At 52.1% G+C, this 19,228-nt stretch carries 15 protein-coding genes; all 15 read right to left on the bottom strand.

What is annotated here, in order from left to right:
- Positions 1-37: 37 nt before the first annotated feature.
- The 15 genes from B145_RS0108575 to sctV all read right to left on the bottom strand — a co-directional run bounded on the left by B145_RS0108575 (position 38) and on the right by sctV (position 19,211).
- Complete coding sequence (locus tag B145_RS0108575; RefSeq protein ID WP_018606672.1) at positions 38-328, bottom strand: RebB family R body protein; 291 nt, start codon at positions 326-328, stop codon at positions 38-40.
- A 719-nt stretch (positions 329-1,047) separates the two neighbouring features.
- Positions 1,048-1,953 carry a DNA-3-methyladenine glycosylase family protein gene (locus B145_RS0108580; protein WP_018606674.1) on the bottom strand — a complete coding sequence of 302 codons (906 nt, stop codon included), beginning with the start codon at positions 1,951-1,953 and terminating at the stop codon, positions 1,048-1,050.
- A gap of 91 nt (positions 1,954-2,044) precedes the next feature.
- A complete protein-coding gene (gene ada, locus B145_RS0108585; protein WP_018606675.1) occupies positions 2,045-3,118 on the bottom strand; it encodes a bifunctional DNA-binding transcriptional regulator/O6-methylguanine-DNA methyltransferase Ada in 1,074 nt (357 codons plus the stop codon).
- Between the two features lie 166 nt (positions 3,119-3,284).
- Positions 3,285-7,049, bottom strand: coding sequence for a response regulator (locus B145_RS27365; RefSeq protein WP_169558545.1), 3,765 nt, complete (start codon positions 7,047-7,049; stop codon positions 3,285-3,287).
- Between the two features lie 142 nt (positions 7,050-7,191).
- Complete coding sequence (locus tag B145_RS0108595) at positions 7,192-8,355, bottom strand: response regulator (protein ID WP_018606679.1); 1,164 nt, start codon at positions 8,353-8,355, stop codon at positions 7,192-7,194.
- A 497-nt stretch (positions 8,356-8,852) separates the two neighbouring features.
- Positions 8,853-10,559: an HrpF/NolX family T3SS translocon protein gene (locus B145_RS24960; protein ID WP_211209790.1), complete on the bottom strand. Its 1,707-nt coding sequence runs from the start codon at positions 10,557-10,559 to the stop codon at positions 8,853-8,855.
- A 650-nt stretch (positions 10,560-11,209) separates the two neighbouring features.
- Positions 11,210-11,455, bottom strand: coding sequence for a hypothetical protein (locus tag B145_RS0108605; protein WP_018606681.1), 246 nt, complete (start codon positions 11,453-11,455; stop codon positions 11,210-11,212).
- Positions 11,456-11,593: 138 nt separating this feature from the next.
- The gene (hrpD5, locus tag B145_RS27370; protein ID WP_157288329.1) at positions 11,594-12,553 is read right to left on the bottom strand and encodes an HrpD5 family protein; all 960 of its coding nucleotides are present in this window, start codon (positions 12,551-12,553) and stop codon (positions 11,594-11,596) included.
- A gap of 86 nt (positions 12,554-12,639) precedes the next feature.
- Complete coding sequence (locus B145_RS0108615; RefSeq protein ID WP_018606683.1) at positions 12,640-13,452, bottom strand: hypothetical protein; 813 nt, start codon at positions 13,450-13,452, stop codon at positions 12,640-12,642.
- Positions 13,449-13,709: a type III secretion system export apparatus subunit SctS gene (gene sctS / locus B145_RS0108620; RefSeq protein ID WP_018606685.1), complete on the bottom strand. Its 261-nt coding sequence runs from the start codon at positions 13,707-13,709 to the stop codon at positions 13,449-13,451. The genes B145_RS0108615 and sctS overlap by 4 nt, the downstream gene beginning before the upstream one ends.
- Before the next feature lie 2 nt (positions 13,710-13,711).
- The gene (sctR, locus tag B145_RS0108625) at positions 13,712-14,350 is read right to left on the bottom strand and encodes a type III secretion system export apparatus subunit SctR (protein ID WP_026258968.1); all 639 of its coding nucleotides are present in this window, start codon (positions 14,348-14,350) and stop codon (positions 13,712-13,714) included.
- Positions 14,334-15,476, bottom strand: a complete 1,143-nt coding sequence (gene sctQ, locus B145_RS0108630) for a type III secretion system cytoplasmic ring protein SctQ (protein WP_018606688.1) — start codon at positions 15,474-15,476, stop codon at positions 14,334-14,336. Before sctQ ends, sctR begins: the two co-directional genes overlap by 17 nt.
- A gap of 340 nt (positions 15,477-15,816) precedes the next feature.
- Positions 15,817-16,338: an IS5/IS1182 family transposase gene (locus B145_RS24975; RefSeq protein ID WP_051082562.1), complete on the bottom strand. Its 522-nt coding sequence runs from the start codon at positions 16,336-16,338 to the stop codon at positions 15,817-15,819.
- A 186-nt stretch (positions 16,339-16,524) separates the two neighbouring features.
- Positions 16,525-17,148 (bottom strand): type III secretion system protein SctP, encoded by a 624-nt coding sequence (sctP, locus tag B145_RS28055; protein ID WP_083917684.1) that lies wholly within the window; start codon positions 17,146-17,148, stop codon positions 16,525-16,527.
- Entirely contained in the window at positions 17,145-19,211 is a 2,067-nt protein-coding gene (gene sctV / locus B145_RS0108645) for a type III secretion system export apparatus subunit SctV (protein WP_018606691.1), read from the bottom strand. The genes sctP and sctV overlap by 4 nt, the downstream gene beginning before the upstream one ends.
- Between the last annotated feature and the right edge of the window lie 17 nt (positions 19,212-19,228).

Below are 19,228 nucleotides of genomic sequence, written 5' to 3' on the forward strand. Positions count from 1 at the left end.
GAATCTCCTTAATCAAGAGAGAACGACGGGCGATTGATTATCGGCCCAGCCCTGCAACACCGGTGCCAAGGATTTCCTTGGTGGCAACGCCGGTTGACGCCGTGTCCAGCGAATACAACGTGGCCACGCCCATGGTGGTGGCTGACTGTGAGGTGACGTAGCTTTGTTGCTGTGCATTGGTTGCGTTGTGTGCCGCGTTAGCCAGTGCTTGGGCGGTAGCCTGATACAGGTTGCCCATGGCAACTGCGGGTGCGTCGCCCAATACTTTGGTATTGGCCTGGGTAACCGAATCGGTGATTTGGTCATTTACTGCAGTAGGGAAAGCCATGATGACTCCTTGAGTTGAAGGCCGCTTGCGGCCAGATCGTAGGATCACGGCCAGATTGAATATTGTCTGACCGTGTGAGGCATTCTATGCATTGGCGGTAATGACAAATTGGTCTAAACGACGGACTTTGAAATCACTATAGTGCGAACCATGCAGCAAAACTTACAGTTTTTTGCAGAATCTATGGTGACTATGCATGGCAGGGGGTGAAAAGTTCACATTTCGTGAAGAAATGTCGAAAATGCTGCAAAAACCGCTCCCGTTTTTCTGGCTTTATGCCCTAATGGCTGTATGGAGTGTTTGGCAAACAAGACTTTCTGCGGATAACGAGACGCCTACCTCAAGCTATCCCAGTGTTGTTCAGGCGCCGTTCACATTGGTGAGATTGTCATGCCTCTGACGGGTACTTACTATGAATATACCCAGACTTCTGCCAACGGCAGCGCACCGCACCGCACGACAGAATATTGCAGGATGGGGTTGCCAGTGGCGCCAGCGCCAGTGCAGTGGATGAATTTATCTCTTTCATTAAGAGTACATCTGGCAAGGCGATCATCACCCGTTATTGCTATGGGGTAACGAGTTAATTGGCATTAACAGTGCGTGCTCTTCCTCCTGGAAAACACGCGCTGTTAATGCCAGTGGCAAACTATTACCGAAAGGCAAGGGCCTCTTTTACTGTTGATTTCCCGCGCAGAGCACAGGTTGTCTTGGCCGATTCAGTAAGCGGTGGACGCTTGCATCGCCCAGATGTGGGCGCCGATCAAGGCGCGCCAAGGGGAAAATTGCGCCAGCCAGGCCTCGGTCTCTTTTTCGCCAACTTTGTTTGGCGTGCCCAGCAGCGTTTGCAGCCCTCGTCGTACCGCAGCGTCACCGTGCAGTGATCCATCCAGCCAGCCGAAGCCGCGCAGCAAGGTGTAGTTAATCGTCCAAGGGCCGATACCGCGTATGCCCAGCAATTGCTCGCGTATGATTTCGGCCTCTGGAAAAGCCTGTGCCCAGGCATCAAGCGGCAGCCTGCCATCAAGAACTTGCCGGGAAATTGTTTGTAAGGTTTTGGCTTTTGTCGATGAAAATCCTGCTTGGCGCAGTATTTCTTCTGGCATCTCCACGATTTGCTGTGCACCGGGGTAGCATAACAAGCCGCCGGAGTGGCGAAGGTTCGCGGCCAGGATCAGTTTGCGTCGCAACGAAACGGCGGCGCTGACGCTGATCTGCTGGCCGGTGATCGCCCAGGTCAGGGCTTCGAATGGGGTTGCTGCAACCGGTACGCGTAACCCCGGTTGCTGCTTGATCAATTTGCCCAACTGGGGATGGTCGGCATAATGCTTCTCGAAGGTTTCAATATCCTGAGTCAGCCCGAGCATTCGCCTGACCATCCTGTCGAGAGCCAGTTGGTCGTTCTCCTGTGCCAGTCTATCTACTGCCAGATGCGCCTGCACCTGCTTTGAGGAGAAACGGAGCGACAGGCTGGCCGGTGCTTCACGCCAGAGCATCCCTTTGACCAGGAGGAGTCCGTCAACCGTCTCGGCGATTCCATGTGGGTCGCGCCGATGGAAGGCTAGGATGTCATTGGGGCGGAATCCCGGGGGAAGTGGCAGCGTGAAAGAATATTTATTGAGCATGATCTATCCTGGAAAACGAGACCGGATGTTGGTGCCAGTGACGCTCACCGCTTGGCCTGATGAAAGCTCAAGTTGAAGTGGTGATGCCCGGTCATCCCTTGGCCTCTCGCTCCAGCAGAGCCCGCTTGCGTTCCACGCCCCACCGATAGCCGGACAGATCGCCGTTGTTGCGCACCACCCGATGGCAGGGGATGGCGACAGCCAATGCATTGGCCGCGCAGGCTCCGGCTACCGCACGCACTGCCTTGGGCGAGCCGATGCGCTGAGCGATTTCCGTATAGCTTACGGTCGATCCGGCAGGAATCTCACGCAAGGCTTGCCAGACGCGTTGCTGAAAGGCAGTCCCGCAGATATCCAGGGGCAAGTCGAGGCCCCGTTTCGGCATTTCCACGAAGCCGACGACCTTGGCGACCAGTTGCTCGAATTCGGCATCGCCGCCGATGAGGTCTGCTTTCGGAAAGCGGTCCTGAAGGTCGCGGGCCAGGATATCGGGATCGTCCCCGATGAGGATGGCGCAAACGCCGCGTTCGCTGGCAGCAACCAGGATGGCTCCCAGCGAACACTGGCCAATGGCAAAGCGAATGATGGCTTTGAGCCCACCAGTCCGGAAACTTGTAGGTGTCATACCCAGCAATCGATTCGATTCCTCGTAGAAGCGCCCATTGGAGTTGTAGCCGGCTTCGTAGATCGCGTCGGTGACGCTGCCACGTTGTATCAATTCGTCTCGAATCTTTTTGGCGCGATGTGCAGCAGCATAGGCTCTGGGCGTGACCCCCGTGACTGCCTTGAAGACCCGGTGCAGATGATAGGTGCTCATCTGGGCAGTTTGGGCCAAGGTTTCAAGGCTGGGAGGTACCTCGGCAGACTCGATCTGTCGGCAGAGGTCTGCTACCAATTTGGCATGTTGCACGCTGAGTGGAGGTTGGTCCGGTTTGCAGCGTTTGCAGGGACGGAAGCCCGCACGCTCGGCTTCTGTAGGCGTCAGGAAGAAACTGACATTCTCGGGGTGCGGCGTGCGGGCCCCACAAGAAGGACGGCAATAGACTCCGGTTGTTTTCACCGAATAGTAAAACAGCCCGTCCGCTTTAGGGTCTCGTGTGACGACCGATGCCCAGCGTGTATCGGACAACACTGCATGCGCGTGCGTTTCAGTCTGCTTTGACATGTTCGAGCCTTTCATCACGATTGTATGGTGGAACTCTAGACGTCGAAGAAGATTCTGACACTCCGGATCTTGCTTTTGAATTCACACAAAACGATTCGGGTTTGCCTGCCATTGGCTCCGAGAGATCTTGAAGAAATGTGAGTGTACTAGACTGGTATGTTGCTGTTCATAATGTTAGCTGCGTTCGGAGAGTTTCTCTGGCTGCGTCGAAATCAAATTGTTTGAGTTGCTCGCTGAGTGTTTCGCCGGTTGGCCACAGTGCCGTTTGCAACAAGGCCGCGTGTTCTTCAAATAGTGCTATGGCGGCAGTGTCTGCCTGTGCCAGCAGGGCATCAAGTTGTCTCAAGATGGTTTTCAGGCGATCAGTATCCACAGGTGGGGGATTGGTCACACTTTTGATTGGAGCAATAGGCAGCGCAGCCGCCAGCGAGGTCAAGCCGTCATTGATCTCCGCCATGCTGCTCAGGATTGCAACATCATCAGGCGGTATTTCTGTCTTGGTGCGCAAGATGGTTTCCAGTCGTCCGGCGATTGCAGCCAAGTGATCTGCGCCCAGCATGGCTGCAGTGCCTTTAAGCGCGTGGGCCAAGTTTCTGCCCGCGTGGAGATCTCCCGCTGCCAGGTGCACAGCCAGTTTTTCCATATCATTGCCGTGTGATTGGACAAAACGTGTAAGCAGGCTCAGGTATTTGTCGGCTTTGCCACGCAAAACGGTTAGGCCGTGTTCCACGTTCATGTTTGGCACATGTGCAAGGAGGGTGAGCAGTGCTGCATCGGCTGTTACTGCAGGTGTGGGTACTTCCGGTAGTGTTGTGGTGATGACTGGTTCATTTTGTGCATTCGTTTTTGCGGAATTATCTTTGTGTGCGGCCGATAGCCATAGCAATAGGTTCTGGTAGAGCACATTGGGCTCAATGGGTTTGGTGATGAAGTCATTCATGCCTGCCTCTTCGCAGGCGCGACGATCCTCGTCAAAGGCGTTTGCTGTCATGGCCAGAATAGGCGTGCTTGTCCAGCCCGGCAGTGCGCGGATCGCACGGGTGGCATCCAGACCATCCATGTTTGGCATCTGCATGTCCATCAGGATCAGGTCATAGGCGTGGGTTTTGGCTTGCTCGATTGCTTCGCAGCCATCGGCGGCTGTATCGACAGACAGACCTACACTATGTAGCAATTCCAGCGCCACTTCACGGTTGATGGGATTGTCTTCTGCCAGCAGGAGTCTTGCGCCTCTGTGATGTTGGCACAGCTGTGTTCCGGCATCGGATTCTTGCAGAGCTGATGCGGTGGGGATGTTGGAGTGGCCGCGCTGCAGCGTTGCCGTGAACCAGAAGATGCTGGACTGCCCATATACACTTTCTACGCCTGCGTTACCTCCCATCAGTTCCGCCAAGCTGCGGGTGATGGCCAGCCCGAGTCCGGTACCCCCGAATTTACGGGTGGTCGAGCTGTCGGCTTGTTCGAAGGGCCTGAACAACTGGGCGGCCACTTCGGGGGCAAGGCCGATGCCTGTATCTGAGACTTCAAAACGCACCAGCAGGCCATGATGGTCTTCCTTGAGCAGTTTGGCGCGCAAGACGATGCTACCTTTCTCGGTGAATTTGACGGCGTTGCTGGCGTAGTTGAGTAGTGCCTGACGTAGCCGGGTCGGATCTCCACGCAGCCAGAGTGGCACGGCATCAGAGACAACGGTCAGCTTTAAGCCCTTGTCATGCGCAGCCTCGCCAACGATGGAGGCCACGTTGTCTAGAATGGCCGAGAGATGGAAGTCAATGCACTCCAATTGCAAACGCCCTGCATCGATTTTGGAAATGTCGAGAATGTCGTTGATGGTGGCCAGCAAGTGCCGACTGGCCGAATCAATCTTGTCGAGTCGCTCTGCCTGTTTTGGAGGGACCTTGGCGCGTCGTAGTAGGTGGGTCAGGCCGATGATGGCATTCAGCGGGGTACGGATTTCGTGGCTCATATTAGCCAGAAAAGCGCTCTTGGCCCGGTTCGCTGCGTCCGCCTGCTGGCGTGCGGCGACTAACTCAGCGGTGCGTTGTTCGATCAGTTGTTCCAGATGGTTGCGATAAATATCCAGCTCTTCGCCTAGGCGTTTTTTCTCGCTAATGTCTTCTTTTACCGCAACATAGTGGCTGATCGTGCCGTCGATCTGGCGAAGCGGGGTGATAATGGCAAACTCAGTGAATTCGCCGCCGTCTTTTTTGCGGTTGGATAGCTGACCTTTCCACGGCAGGCCATGGCTCAAATTATTCCATAGGGCTATGAAAGTTTCGGGCGGGGTCTTACCGGATTGCAGGATACGTGGATTTTGGCCCATTACCTCTTCGCGGCTGTAACCGGTCGCTTGAACAAAGGCATCGTTAACGTATTCAATTTGCGCATCGGTATTGGTGATGACAATGCTTTCCGGACTTTGTTCCACTGCAAGTGAGAGCTTACTGAGCAGTGCATCGGCTGCGCGGCGTTCGGTGATGTCAAAAAAGCTGATCAGGCTGGCCGAAATCTGTCCCTCTTCATCAACGACAGGGGCTCCGAAGGCTTCAAGTTGCCTTTGAGTTCCGTCAGGGCGCTCGATTACCAAGTCGTCTATGCGTGATGTTTCGCCACGCATCCCACGCACGATCGGCAGATCTTTAACCGGGTAGGGGGTCATACTGCCAGCTTTGTAGACCTTGTAGAGATTTCCAAGCCTGTCTTCCGACACATCCGGCAAAACGTCTTGCCCCAAAAGGGTGAGTGCGGCTTGGTTTGCCACAAGGATTTTGCCACTGGGTGCTTGCACCATGACGACGCCCATGGGAAGATTTTTAAGTAGTGATGAAAACAAGTCGTTTTGGTATCGAAGCGCTTCCTTGGTAGCCCGGATTTTTTCTTCAATCCGTTTTTTGTGGCGCCGGTTGATCAGCAGGGCCAAAATCATCAAGGACTGCACGATGATGAAAAAGCCAAAAATAATCACATAGCCTTTGTACAAAATCCAAAATGTCGGTTCTCGATTGATGAATGTGCTGTCTTTAGGCAGGCGGGCTGGATCGCCGCCCCAGTGTTGAATCTGGTGCCAATCGAATATTGGCTCTACGGGTACGTTAACGCTGGTGATCGCAGGGGACCGTTGCAGTGGGTCATTCAGCAGACTGAGGGCCAGATCTCCGGCCCTTTCTCCCAAGCCCTTGACGTTGACCACCGAGCCGCCAATGCCGCCATCCATGAGGTTGAAATCGTAGAGGCCGAAAACCGGGGCATTCGCTACTTTGGTCATCATGGCCTCAACCTCGTAGGCCACGGTGGTGTGACCAAGACTATCGCGGTTGAACTGCGTGAAAATGACGATGCTGTCCGGCGGCAGCTTGGAAACCCGGTTCAGCATATTTTCGAGGGATTGGTCGAATGTGTATTCGAATATCAGCTTGCCCTGCCATGGTGCCACAGTGTTGGCGGCATCTTCTGCCATCTTGCGATCAGCCTCGCTGCTACCCGATACGAATACGACTCGCTGGGTGTTGGGGAACAACTCCAGCGAATGCTCCAGTGTCCCCTTGATGTCAAAATGGGTCAGCAGACTGACGAAACGGCGCCCCTCTGCTGCGGTGCTGCTTGGCGTCGGTGCTTGTACTGTGATGACCGGGGCGCCAGGGGCAAGCTGGCGTCCTTCGTTCAAAAGGAAAGCGAGTGCCGGTTGTTGCACCGTGATGATCAGATCAATACGACGTTTCGCATATTTGTGTTGCAGTAAATTCAACATGCGCGAGCGGTATTGGGGATCTGCCGCGTTGCGTTCCAGATCAAGATATTCAAACAATAGGTTATTGCTGCTGATGCCTCCGGCATTCACACGTGAGATCAGCCCGTCGTCGAACAGAGCAATGCCCTTGCTGCCATGCCCATACGAGTAAAGCAGCAGAATGTTTTTTTGTGCATCGGACACCGTTAATGGTGATGCTTGGCCTTGAGCAGAATGAAAGCAGACGGAGAAAAACAAAATCAGTAGAGACAGCGTGCGTGCAACGATATTTGCAGCCAAGCTGACTTTATGGCTTTGTTTTGGCGGCCAGCGAGTGCTTGAGTGATCAGGCTTCATTATTGACTGCCACAGTCAGTTTTGCTGTATCAAGATGGCGCTCGGCGGTCGCTACAAAGTCATCAAAGCCAACGAGAAAAGCATCAATGATGTCGGGATCAAAATGTGCCCCACGACCCGCAGCCATGATGGCGCGAGCTTCCAGGTAAGGCACTGCAGGTTTGTAGACGCGCACTGAAATCAGGGCATCGAATACATCAGCTACTGCCATCAGGCGCGCGGAGAGCGGAATGGCATCACCTGCCAAACCATCGGGGTAGCCGCTTCCATCCCATTTTTCATGGTGCCAGTGGGCGATTTCCTTGGCTGTGGCGAGGAACGCCAACGGCATTTCAATATCCCGTTCGGCCTGGGCTATGGCGTCGCTGCCGAGTCTGGCATGCGTGCGCATGATGCTCATTTCCTCAGCGGTGAGTTTGCCGGGTTTGAGTAGGATGTGATCGGGGATGCCAACCTTGCCGATGTCGTGCAGCGGTGCCGAGCGGACAAGCAGATCGATATAGCTTTCCGTCAGGGTGGCGGCGAAGCGTGGATGCGAACGCGCGGAGTTGGCCAGTTGCTGCACATAGCTCTGGGTGCGCAAGATGTGGTTGCCGGTTTCAGGATCGCGGGTTTCGGCCAGATGAGCCAGGGCCCGGATGCTGGCTTGCTGGGTGAGATTATTTTCAGCCATGCGTCGGGCGACTTCGGCTTCGAGCGTGGCATTCTGGTCTTGCAGCCAATCACGCGCCTGCTTGGCTTCCAGCTGAGTGCGGACGCGCGCCAGTACCAGAGAGGGCTTTATTGGCTTGGTAATGTAGTCAACGGCCCCGAGCTGCAGACCGCGCTCTTCGTCATCGGCGTCGCTCAAGGCTGTGAGAAAGATCACTGGAATCTGCTGTGTGTCGGCGCTTGCTCGCAAGCGTGTGAGCACAGCGTAGCCATCCATACTGGGCATCATCACGTCAAGCAGGATCAGATCGGGCATAGGCTGGCGGGCGGCCACGCGTAGCGCAGCCTCGCCAGAAGTGGCGGCCAGCACCCGGTAGTGTGGACGCAGCAAGCTACTCAGCGCGTAGAGGTTTTCGGCAGAGTCATCGACGATCAGCAAAGTGGCGTTAAGCGGGGGCATGATGGAACTACGGAGCCGAATATCAATGTCAGAGTTGATCATAATTGACGGCAGAGGCAAGACATATCTTGAGCTATCCGCCCGATAAGGAAACTGCGTTAAGAGTTCAATAACCCCTTGCCTAGACGGGCTTCTTTCAGTAACGGCCATTGGTGGAACTCAGGGCCCCGAATGCCTCCTGATGCGGAAATCTAGACAGGGATTGACTCGAAGGGCATGAAGCGACGTTTGCAAGGTACTGCCTGCCTGAAAAGTTTTGCTCAAGCAGACAGTTGGGCACTACCCTGAGAAGACCGTCAAGATACTTTGCAGCCACTCCCAATGTGGTGCTGAACCGTCCCTTGGTCGTGGCTTACCTCAAAATGCCTTGTGGTCTGTTGATCCATGCCCGTTAGGGCAAATTACCGCGTGGATTCAATCTTTGCGGGCACTTGCAAACTCAAAATCTTGTGACGCATCGTCACATGTGAATTGGCGCGGATGCTGAGTTTTCAGCATCCGCGCCAAGAAGAGAAGGGGGAGTCTAGGGTAGAAAACTATTAGGCAGGTATTGCTGTTGCCAGGTAGTTAGTGGATGGCGTATCCAGCCGCCCCTTGAGGTTTTGCAGATAGCTGTCGGTAAACGATTTGGCTTGGTCAATGGCCATATCGATGCCAGTATTCATAGTCTTCTCCATGAGCTTGCGTGCCAAGCCCTCACGCATTGCCATACGCATTTCTGGCCCACCGATGCAGCCCAGCGCTGCAGATGCCATGTCGATGCCTGCTTCTGCAAACGCTTTTCCGATGTTGCCGCCTTCAATGATGGTTGACAGTATCTTGCATGCCTTCGATTCCGCTTCCGCGACCAGGGACAGCGCGTCAGCGATCTCACCAAACCCCGGAATGAAGCCTAGCGCACCGACTATTTGGGAGCCTATGTCAAACACTTTGCCAGCGATGTTTAGGATCTTGTCCATCGCATGCATCAAGAAGCCCCCACTCTTTTTGACTGCCTTGATATCCGGTTGGTCATCAATACCCATGCCCATATCGGCGACTGCACTTTGGCTTTCTGCGCTCTTGGTTTTATGTGTGACGCGGCTTTCAGGCGATTTATTGGCCGGCGACATGTTATTAAAGAACTGCTGGAAGTCTTTCTTGCCAATGACGCCGGAATCTACCGTGGGACCGCCAAAATCAAAGAAGCCTTTCTTCGTTTTGTAACCTGATCGGGCGTTATTAATCAAGCCAAACAGCAGTGGGTCTTGCAGCAACTGTTTCGCCGTGTCCCGAACCTCATTGGATAAGCTTTTGTTGGTTGCTATGCTGGCGAGCTTGTCGCGCGTCAGATCACCGTCGCCAAAGAAGGCGTCAAGATTCTTGTTGATGGTTGACGCGGTCTTTATTTCATCCTTATTCAGGTGAATTGAAGAAGAGGCCGTATGCAAGAAATCCGACTTGCTCATCGTGGGGTTATCGTCGCTGGTCTGATTCAACTGGCTCCATGCTTGGCGATGCTGCAGGAAGTATTGGGCTGCGGCTATCACCTGAGGAGGGCATTTGCCGACGTTTTCTGTTCCATCGACAATGCGTTTGAAGGTATCCTCATTGAGTTTCTTCGGCAAATAGTCGGAGTAACGATAGAGTTCGCGTAGCGCATCGTTTTCCGTCATAACGGAGGCAGATTGGTTTTGGCTCGCATCGGAAGGAATGTAATTCTCCATGTAGTTTTGTGCCTGTTTCTCGTTAAACTCCTTGACCTGCGAGTGATTGTTCGAGAATTTTCCGAGATCCTTATCCGTGATCTTACCACCGCACTTGCCATCGTCCTGAGAGCCGATGGCATAAAACAGAGCTGGATCGTTGGCAAGCTTTTGCAATGCAGCACGCAGATCGGGCGGATTGCTGGTATCGTTGGCCTGATCACGGATGGAATCCCAACTGATAGGGCATTTATCTTTGTGGCGATCCAGGATGGCGACAATCTCAAGCTGGGCGTTGTTGAGTGAGCCACCGTTCCAAGTGAGAATCTGGGAATGGCTATTGGAGAATTTCATCAGGTCTTTCGACGAGATCCGACCGCCGCACTTGCCATCGCCTTGCGAACCGATGGCCGAAAAAAGGGTCCAGTCTTGTGACAGCCCTTGCAGGGCCTCACGCAAATCAGCGGGGGTGTCGGGGTTATTGATCCGATCTTGCAGATCGTTCCAGCTGATGTCTCCTGTCTGGCTCTTGTACAGATTTAATACCGAGACGATCTTCAATTCTTTCTGCGTCAGGGTGCCGCTATTCCAAGTCAGGTCAGCAGACGGTGCAGACGATTCAGGCGTATCGGCGGTAGCCGTAGCCTGGGTGCCAGCGTCCGTACTGCTGTCAGCGGAAGAATCGTCTGTGGTATAGCTGCCAGAAGTGTTGCTGTTGGTCGAATCCTGTTGCTGTAACGAATCCTGTACCAAACGGTTGATCGCCTGGGTGAGCGGGGAATTGGCGTCATCGACTACCGTTTTGGCGGTAGCGCTATTATCTGTGCCACTCGATTCACTGTCACCACCCATGACCGGTTGGTAAGATAAGCCCGTTGTGCTTGTAATCGTTGTGTTCATCATTATCTCCAGGTAAGGTTGAACATGATCTCTGTCTTATTTCAGAGATGACACTTTGCGTCATTCAACGATAGGATATGTCGGATATTTAGTGCGTCGGCATTTCGGAAGCTCTGATTAGGTTGACGAAATTATGCAGATATCAACGGTTGCTTACCGTCATTCTGTGGAGGTGGTGAGTGCGCCAAACCGAGCTGGAAATTGTATTGGCCTTTTTGGGGCAAGGCCGGGTTTGTACTGGATTTTGGCGGCGTCATATCTTCCCTTTTTTGGGGTAAGGAGAAGAACAGGTTCCATCGGCAATACTCATTCTATACGCTTGGGTTAGTTGCTTGTTGTACAATCAGTTTGGCAGCCAAAAAACCTCGGCTGAGAACGCTGTATTCATGTTGCTTGGATGGGTCGCTGACGATATTGCGTTGCCGAGCACAGAAATTTTCTGCGTTGCTCAGGAAATCGTTGATGGCCGTCAAACGTTCTCCGCTTGAATCCTTGTCACGGGTTTCCAGCAAATTGTCCATGTCGTGCAAAACTGCTTCTGGAATGTTGTTGAGCATGAGTTTCTCCTTGCTAAATACATTGCTGCGAAAATGGAATGGATATTTCAGGGGACTTTTTAGGTGCCACTCTTCATCACCTATTTTTGGTGCCTTGGCCAAGGAGCCGTTACACCAGGGAAGGGAATTGGAAGCTTTTTACGGATCAAGCACAGCGTCAGGAAAGTGCCTGATCCCGTCAGTGGTTTCCACGTAATGCATGTTCTCTGTTTGTACAACTACATCGGTATTGGGTGGAAAACCATTGCCGCTTGATTGAATGGAGACCTCAAGTCGCGTCTGGTTCACCCCCAGATCGTCACGCAGTCTGTTCAGAATTTCTCGATCTCGCTCTGCCCGAGGTGTCACCCCTGTGACCTGGAATACCCCGGCACCCATATATCTATAGGCCAAATAGCTGTCGCCAACTGAGCTTTTCAGATTTTCCAGTACATCGCTTACCACCGTGACCTTCGGTTGAATCTTGCCTGGTGCTATGCTGTTAAGAGCGTTGAGCACATTTTGCAGATCAGCCGATGAATTCACCAAGCCTTTGAGTATCACGTCATTGCCATTGGTGACAATGTCAAGTTCTGGTTGCTTCAGATTTGAGAGGGCGGCGCGCAGGTGTGGCATCGCATTTTCGGATTGCACAGCGACGACTGGTTTTGCTGCGCCAAACTGATTTGCCGAGGTGACGGTTATGCCAAACAGTACAGCACCAACTGGTGCCAGCCACCATTTCACTCTGAAACCATGTGATACTTGCTTTTCGGAGGTAAGAATTGGAGGTGGTGCAGGTGGACGTAACATTTTTTCCAATAGGTCCAAGTCACTCGGCCACGTTGCATCGATGTTGCCAAATGCAATCGCAATACTACCAAACCTGTGCGGCTCGAAATCTCCGAAGAAAAGCAATGAGGCGTCATCGGTTGACGCTGTGAGGCGTATTTGCGTGATTTGTCCGTCATCCGAGACGTCGATCCATAGGGGAGAGGCGTCCCAATCGCTGATTCGGATCTTTGCATCGTCACCTTTGCCGATATGCTGAATGCCAGATTGCAACGCTAATCGAGCACCCGCATGAAGACCCGTGAGAACCCGGATTTCTTTACTCATGGTATTTCACCAATCAGTACCAGAATGAACAATAATCTGCGTTTCTAGATAATCATGAAAACGCTTGTTATGCAATTGAATAAAAGTTATGGCAATTGATTTCGTCGGATCATGGTTGCACCGTGCTGCAACGTGGAGATGGTAGAGCATGCTGTGGCACGATGGATAGATTTGCGAGGCCTGTCCAGATTGAGTAATATCAATGGAATTTTCAAATGATAATTGCGTAAAGATTGTGCAGGGATGCCTTGCGGTGCTATTGATACAAGCAAATCACGTATTTCTGACAATGTATTTGGTATATTTCTTGTGGTTTTGTCCTCTTTTAGGTATTGACGCACAATAGAGAGGATCGCATGTGTCAGCGACACATCTACGCCATGCTGCGCCTTGGTGTCGCGTAGCGAGATCAGGGATTTGGCTACCGCAGTCAGGTTTACCCTGGCGTGTTGTGGCCCATCTGTTTGCGTGGAACTGCCATCCAGAAAGGCCTGAACGATGGTGTCAATGTCTTTTCTTGCTGCTTCATCCAGTGGTGCGCCAATCTGGTTGAGTGGCCTTTTTGGGTTCAATTCTTTCCCGGCCTGCTGTTGGGCCGTGCCTTGATCCATCTCGAACCTGAACGTGACCATCAATCGAGGCCGCTCCCGCTCTTTGGCGTTGGCCTCAAGCATGATCAACAACTCGTCCAGGTTGTTATGCTGTTCTGTTGACTCTGCGTCTTGAGCACGTCGGCGCCTGCGCAACCGAGACGTCATATAGGGGCCAAAGCGGGAGAGGTGTTTATGTTTTTCACGTCCTTCACCTGAACTATTGCCAGGGGCGAAATTGTCACTTTCCTGGCTGTTTGCCTGAGCGAATGCTGCTGGGTTCAATAGATTTTTATGGTTGATCTTCATACAAAGATGGCCTCCATAATGGAGCATGCAAATTGTAGGATCGCGGATGCGCCCCACGGCGCAGCAATCATGAGTACGACGACTGCGATTACCAGCTTCAATCCTTGTGAGACGCTTGAGTCCTGCAAGGAAAGAATCGCTTGAAAGAAGGCGATCAGCAGCCCCGCGAGTGCAGTGACGCCCACGACCGGAAGGGATACCATCAAGGCAAGCACAAGCGCAGTCGTTGTGAAACGGATGACAGATTCGTATTCCATGGCTATTTGTAAGTCAGGATGAGACCGTGAATCAGCGTTGACCAACCATCAAGAACGACGAACAGCAAGAGCTTGAAGGGGATTGCAACGTTTGTTGGTGTGACTTGTGTCAGGCCCATAGCCATCAGTATGTTAGCAATAACCAGATCGATGACCACGAAGATCAGATAGAGGAGAAAGCCGATCTTGAATGCTTCTGTGAGCTGACTAAGTGCGAACGCAGGGGCCAACACGATCAGGTCATCTGGTTTTACTTCGGCAGCAGCCTCTTTGGACCACATCTGCTGAGCTGCTTTGATGAAAAAGGCCTTTTGTCGTTCATGAGTGTGTTTTTGCAGAAACTGGCGAAATGGGTCGCGTGCCGCATCAAGTACCGACATGATCTGTGTGGAAGAATCACTCCCTTGGGCATGCTTGACCGCCTCCATTCCAATGGGGGCCATGATAAAGCATGATACGATCAAGGCAATGCCATTTAGCACCATGCTTGGTGGTACTTGCTGAACGCCGATGGCATTCCTCAATAAACCCAGAACAACTACGATCTTTGTGTAGGATGTTACGACCATCGCTGCAAAAGGCAGAAGTGAAATGGCAATGACCGCAACAAGAAGAGATAGGTAGTCAGGCGTGGGATTCATTGCTGTAGTCGCTGAAAGCGTTAGAGGTGTTCGGGGTCGATTGATCAGGCTGGATTTTTGTGCCCAAGCCTGGACCGATCATCTTTATGATTTGCAGGCCCAGATTCTCACCGACAGCGACTAGCTGCCCAAAGCCCAAAACCTGTCCGTATGAGACCAGCCGGATTTGAGTGTCGGAAATGGGGACGGGAAGTTCCAGTACATGGCCGGATTGTATGTTGCACAATTTTCCCAAAGGCATTGCCAGTGAATCGAGTTCCAACTGCACTGGCAGCTCCAGGTCCTGCATGCCTTCAATGAAAATCTGAGGGAGTGAGTTTTGCCCAGGCTGGTAGTGGGGAGAATCAGCAGTCATAGTGACAACTTTCTTGATGGTAATTGAACTATTGTGCAGGTGGCCATGGGTTTGTATTTGTCGACCATGTGGAGCGCCCCAGAATATGCCAACATCTGTCAATTCATCTGGGGTGTTTCCATGGCCGTTGATACAGTTGAGCAATACGTCACCTGGTTGAAGGGACTGTAGAAATTGTGCTTGATATTGGCGGCTACCTAGTACCACGCGGGCAGGCATCTTAAGTAGGCTCAGCTCGTGCGTCATGCTTGGTGATGATGTAGCCATCCTGTGCTCGAATGAGCGAAAATCGCTGTCAGCATAAATAGTCAATTCATGTGATGTGTTGTCAGTGATGTTATGTAGTGTGACAACAACCCCATGATTGGCAGTACCGATTGGTTTCTTTTTGTCCGTCGAAACAGTGGAAAACGCGAGGAATTCGACGGGTTCCCCCAATAGGCGTGCCAGAGTTGCCAAGGATGCGTCCATTACCAAATTTGCCAGCGCATGGCGTAGCGTTCCATCGGTTGTGCTGACTGCGATGGCCAATGCAGGAGCGCTTTGTGCGCTCAAGCTCACCCTAGCTCTTTCCGTACCGACTTGGATGGCTACTATATGTGTGTGGGGGGATTTGTGCGGGAAGGAGATGGGAGCGATATTAATGCCTACCGAGTGGGCCAACGAGCTGGCCTGGGTAGTAAACAGAATACGTGTCAGGCGCGCAGCCGCAGCCGGTATGCAGGGTAGCTTCCCGGAAAGTTCGCTGATCGCTACGGCTTCGTTGTGCATTACTGACGCTCCAGAGCCTGTGGAAATGTTGCGGGTAAGTGTTGGGTAATGGGTGAGCATTGGGGTGGCCCGGAATGCTTACTCAGTCCATGGCAGAAGCGTATCTCGGGAGGAGATGTCTACAGTGTGGCGATGCGAAAATCTGGGTTAAGGGACGAAATGCTTTATGCAGCCCCGAATTGTTGTGATGAACGTTTGAATTTGCACCGTCCGCTATAACTGGGAGTGGCAATGCACAGATCAGTGGTCTGGATGATACGGAAGTATCGTCCAGACTGTAAATAGAGTCGCTTTGAGTGGCTTGGAAGATTCAAGCGGTGAAGTAGATGCCAAAGGTGGGTCAGTGGAGTTTTACCTTCTTGTTTTTGATGTCGACGGTATAAACATTTAGTGTGCGTGCGTCAATGCGAAGATGTACCTTGCGCCACTGGCGTCTCCTATCTGTGACGTGTTGATGACATTTTTTCTCCTCGTCATTGAGTATCTTGATGCCATTGCTTTCAATGAACAAATGCAGCAATCCTCCGATATCTTTAGGCGAAAGAGTAATCGTCATATACCTTTGGCGGCGGCTTAACGTTGTGTAGTCTGGTACCTGCCAATTAAGGCCTGCAAGCTTGAGTACGTTGCCAATCAAACTTGTGGCTTGACGTAGAGCCAAACCGAATAGACTTTTTATTATCAGGCAAAACTGAATCGCGGCATCAGAGAAGAGGCGGGGATGTCCGCGATTGCCATTTCGCTCACCTGTCCAACTCATATCCTTATCAATCCAGAGCATGATTGAGGCGCGTAGCATCAGTGGTCCGCATTTCGGAAGTGAATCGCTTGACCTGAGATTAAGGTCTTCTTGTTTGCTCATCTCGTTTTTCTCTTTGTCTAGTTGTTATAATCAATTTGAATGTTTTGATGAGCATGTGGTGTTGGCACCCGGTGCGGAATTGTGGCATTATTCATTTTATATGTATCTATTAAATGGAGCGAAGTGAATGACTTCTGATTGGTAAATACAGAAAAGGTTTTTTTCATCGATTAGCCAGAGGGTGATTCATAGTTGCCACACCTGGATATCGATGTCGTATTTTTCACGTAAGCAGACGGATAGTTTCTGATTAAGTTCCGCTTGTCGGTCACGTAAGAGCTGAACCGAGGTGGGAGTGCGACTCTCGAAGAGAAGCTGCAACTGGTGAGAAAACAAGCGCAGCAGCAGAGAGGTTTCCGGTAGGACCATCGGGTCGATGGCCAAGCGTATCTCCCATGAACCTCCGGCCACGATGGATGGTGCTTGGCAAAAATCAGCGATTTGGCGCGCCAGATGGTCGATTGCCGTATCGGTACGATGCAGGTGCATGAGTGCACTTGTAATACGGTGCTGTATTGCGCTGGAATCACTCCCCGCTTCGCTGAAGTTGGTTTGTTGTACCATCCTTGATGGCATGTCCATAATTCGAAAATCTTCCTGACCTGGCTGAACAGAGTCATTATTCTGCTGTGCATGTGGTGACGCATCATTTTGTTGAGGAAGGGTAGAGCACAATGGTTTGAGTGTGTCTTCAAAGGCACAAGGTCGCATTTGCCGGAATCGGACTCGAACTGATTCCGGTGGCGGTTGTCGCATATTGGCGACTGCCAGGATTCGGATTCTTGAGGCCTGGATGGGAAGCTTGCTCATAGCGAGAGTCTTCCAACGGGTTTGAGGTCTGCATGCGAAGACAATTCTTGGAAAGAATATACTTGCAGCATTGGCAGATGGTTCTCAATCATGCGACGGAAGTATCGGCGAATGTCCATCGACGAGATCACTGCGATGGCACCCGATACGCATCCTTGCGGGTGACCCTTTACAAGTGCGGATAGCTGGTCGATTAGTGCTTGTGCCTGATCCGGCGGTAGTGTGAGGAAGTTGCCTGCAGGGGTTTGCTTGATTGACTGCCGGATGGTTTGTTCGACTGGTAAATCAAGTGTGACGACCTTGAGTTGGCCTGTTCCACCTGTGGCGCGGTGAGCCAGGAAACGCCCCAGGTCGCTCCGTACATATTCTGTGAGCAATAGCAGATCTTTTTCTTTTGGCCCCCAGGCAATCACACTTTCAAGAATGGTCTTGATGTTGCGGATGGGAACTTGCTCTTCAAGCAAGCGACGCAATACCTCTGCAATGCGTTGTACCGGCAGCGCTTTCTGTGCTTCCGCAATAAGACTGGGATATTCTGAATTAATCCGATCCATGATCCATTGCGCTTCTTGAACCCCCATGAATAAATGCATGTGTTTGCGCAGTTGTACCACGATATGATGGGCGATCAGCTCTTCCGATGTGTAGTTTCCCGCTTCAATCTGGGCCACGCTATTTGATTGCTCAACCCAGTAACCCATTTCGTGACCGCAGCTATATGCAATATGCTCGGCGTGCTGGAGATGGGTTTCTGAAGGGTTTTTCAGCATCACCTTGTTTGGCGGCAGCAAGCCTGAAGTGGTAGGTACATCAAGCAACAAAATGTCATATTCATTGTCAGCTAAGGTTGGAGATTTCCACATTGCTACGCCCGGGAAAGGTAGGCCGATTTCTTCTGTGAAAACCTGTCGTTCGGCAGCAATGGCCTTGTTTAGTTTGTCAGCATTGATTCGGCTGACCAAATCTGGCGCCATTCTGACGGCGAGGGGGGAGGCGAAAGCAGGGGCGTTTTCATTGATTCCAGGTATGTCACCTTTCGCACCTTCACGTTGCAAGGCAGGGATTTCCTGTGCGGCAGCCTCAGCCTTGCCACGACGTGTCCTGCGAACCTGAAATGCAGCGAAACCGATGATTGAGGCTAGCAAGACAAACAAGGTAGATGGGAAACCAGGCACCAGTGCGAAGCCTATCAACAGAGCACTTGCCGCGAATAGGGCGCGAGAGTTGCCAACGAGTTGTTTGCCGATTTCGAAACCTAGCGAAGCAGGTTTTTTCTGATGCTCATCAGATACCCGGGTGATGATGATGCCGGCTGCCACTGAGATCAGTAGAGACGGTATCTGTGACACCATGGCGTCACCTACTGACAGCACAGAGAAACGATTGGCGGCTTCACCTGCCGTCATACCGTGATAGCTGATGCCGACAACGATACCGGCCAGAATATTGACTACGGTGATGACCAGTCCTGCGATTGCATCTCCCTTCACAAACTTCATGGCACCATCCATGCCACCGTGAAGCTGGCTTTCCATGGCCAACAGCGAGCGTTTATGGCGGGCTTCTTCCGCCGTGAGCGTGCCCGCCCTGACATCCGCATCAATACTCATCTGTTTGCCGGGTAAGGCATCCAGGGTAAAGCGCGCTGACACTTCGGCAACCCGCTCTGAGCCCTTAGCAATTACAATGAATTGTACTGTGGCGATGATCAGGAATACGACGAGACCCACCACAAGATTGCCACCTACGACGAGTTGGCCGAAGCTGTCGATAATGTGGCCCGCTTCGGCGTGAAGCAGAATGGATTTTGTTGAAGCAATATTCAGTGACAGACGAAACAGCGTGGTAAACAGTAGCAGCGATGGAAATGAGGATAGGTGCAATGCATTCGGTATGTACATTGTTACCGTAAGTAACACGACGCTGATGGCGATGTTGATTGCCAGCAGGGTATCGATAGCAAAGGTTGGTAGCGGCAGAATCATCAAAGAGATCACTGCTACCACCAACAGGGCAATACCTACCTCACCCGCGTAATCCAGTTGTTTTCCGATGACTATCATGATGAATATTCCCTGAG

It is taken from the genome of Uliginosibacterium gangwonense DSM 18521 (assembly GCF_000373965.1).
GTDB classification, from domain to species: domain Bacteria; phylum Pseudomonadota; class Gammaproteobacteria; order Burkholderiales; family Rhodocyclaceae; genus Uliginosibacterium; species Uliginosibacterium gangwonense.

Coding starts and splice junctions, on each gene's coding strand:
- B145_RS0108575 (WP_018606672.1), bottom strand. CDS start 328: ATGGCTTTCCCTACTGCAGTAAATGACCAAATCACCGATTCGGTTACC.
- B145_RS0108580 (WP_018606674.1), bottom strand. CDS start 1,953: ATGCTCAATAAATATTCTTTCACGCTGCCACTTCCCCCGGGATTCCGC.
- ada (WP_018606675.1), bottom strand. CDS start 3,118: ATGTCAAAGCAGACTGAAACGCACGCGCATGCAGTGTTGTCCGATACA.
- B145_RS0108595 (WP_018606679.1), bottom strand. CDS start 8,355: ATGATCAACTCTGACATTGATATTCGGCTCCGTAGTTCCATCATGCCC.
- B145_RS0108605 (WP_018606681.1), bottom strand. CDS start 11,455: ATGCTCAACAACATTCCAGAAGCAGTTTTGCACGACATGGACAATTTG.
- hrpD5 (WP_157288329.1), bottom strand. CDS start 12,553: ATGAGTAAAGAAATCCGGGTTCTCACGGGTCTTCATGCGGGTGCTCGA.
- B145_RS0108615 (WP_018606683.1), bottom strand. CDS start 13,452: ATGAAGATCAACCATAAAAATCTATTGAACCCAGCAGCATTCGCTCAG.
- sctS (WP_018606685.1), bottom strand. CDS start 13,709: ATGGAATACGAATCTGTCATCCGTTTCACAACGACTGCGCTTGTGCTT.
- sctR (WP_026258968.1), bottom strand. CDS start 14,350: ATGAATCCCACGCCTGACTACCTATCTCTTCTTGTTGCGGTCATTGCC.
- sctQ (WP_018606688.1), bottom strand. CDS start 15,476: ATGCACAACGAAGCCGTAGCGATCAGCGAACTTTCCGGGAAGCTACCC.
- B145_RS24975 (WP_051082562.1), bottom strand. CDS start 16,338: ATGAGCAAACAAGAAGACCTTAATCTCAGGTCAAGCGATTCACTTCCG.
- sctP (WP_083917684.1), bottom strand. CDS start 17,148: ATGAGCAAGCTTCCCATCCAGGCCTCAAGAATCCGAATCCTGGCAGTC.
- sctV (WP_018606691.1), bottom strand. CDS start 19,211: ATGATAGTCATCGGAAAACAACTGGATTACGCGGGTGAGGTAGGTATT.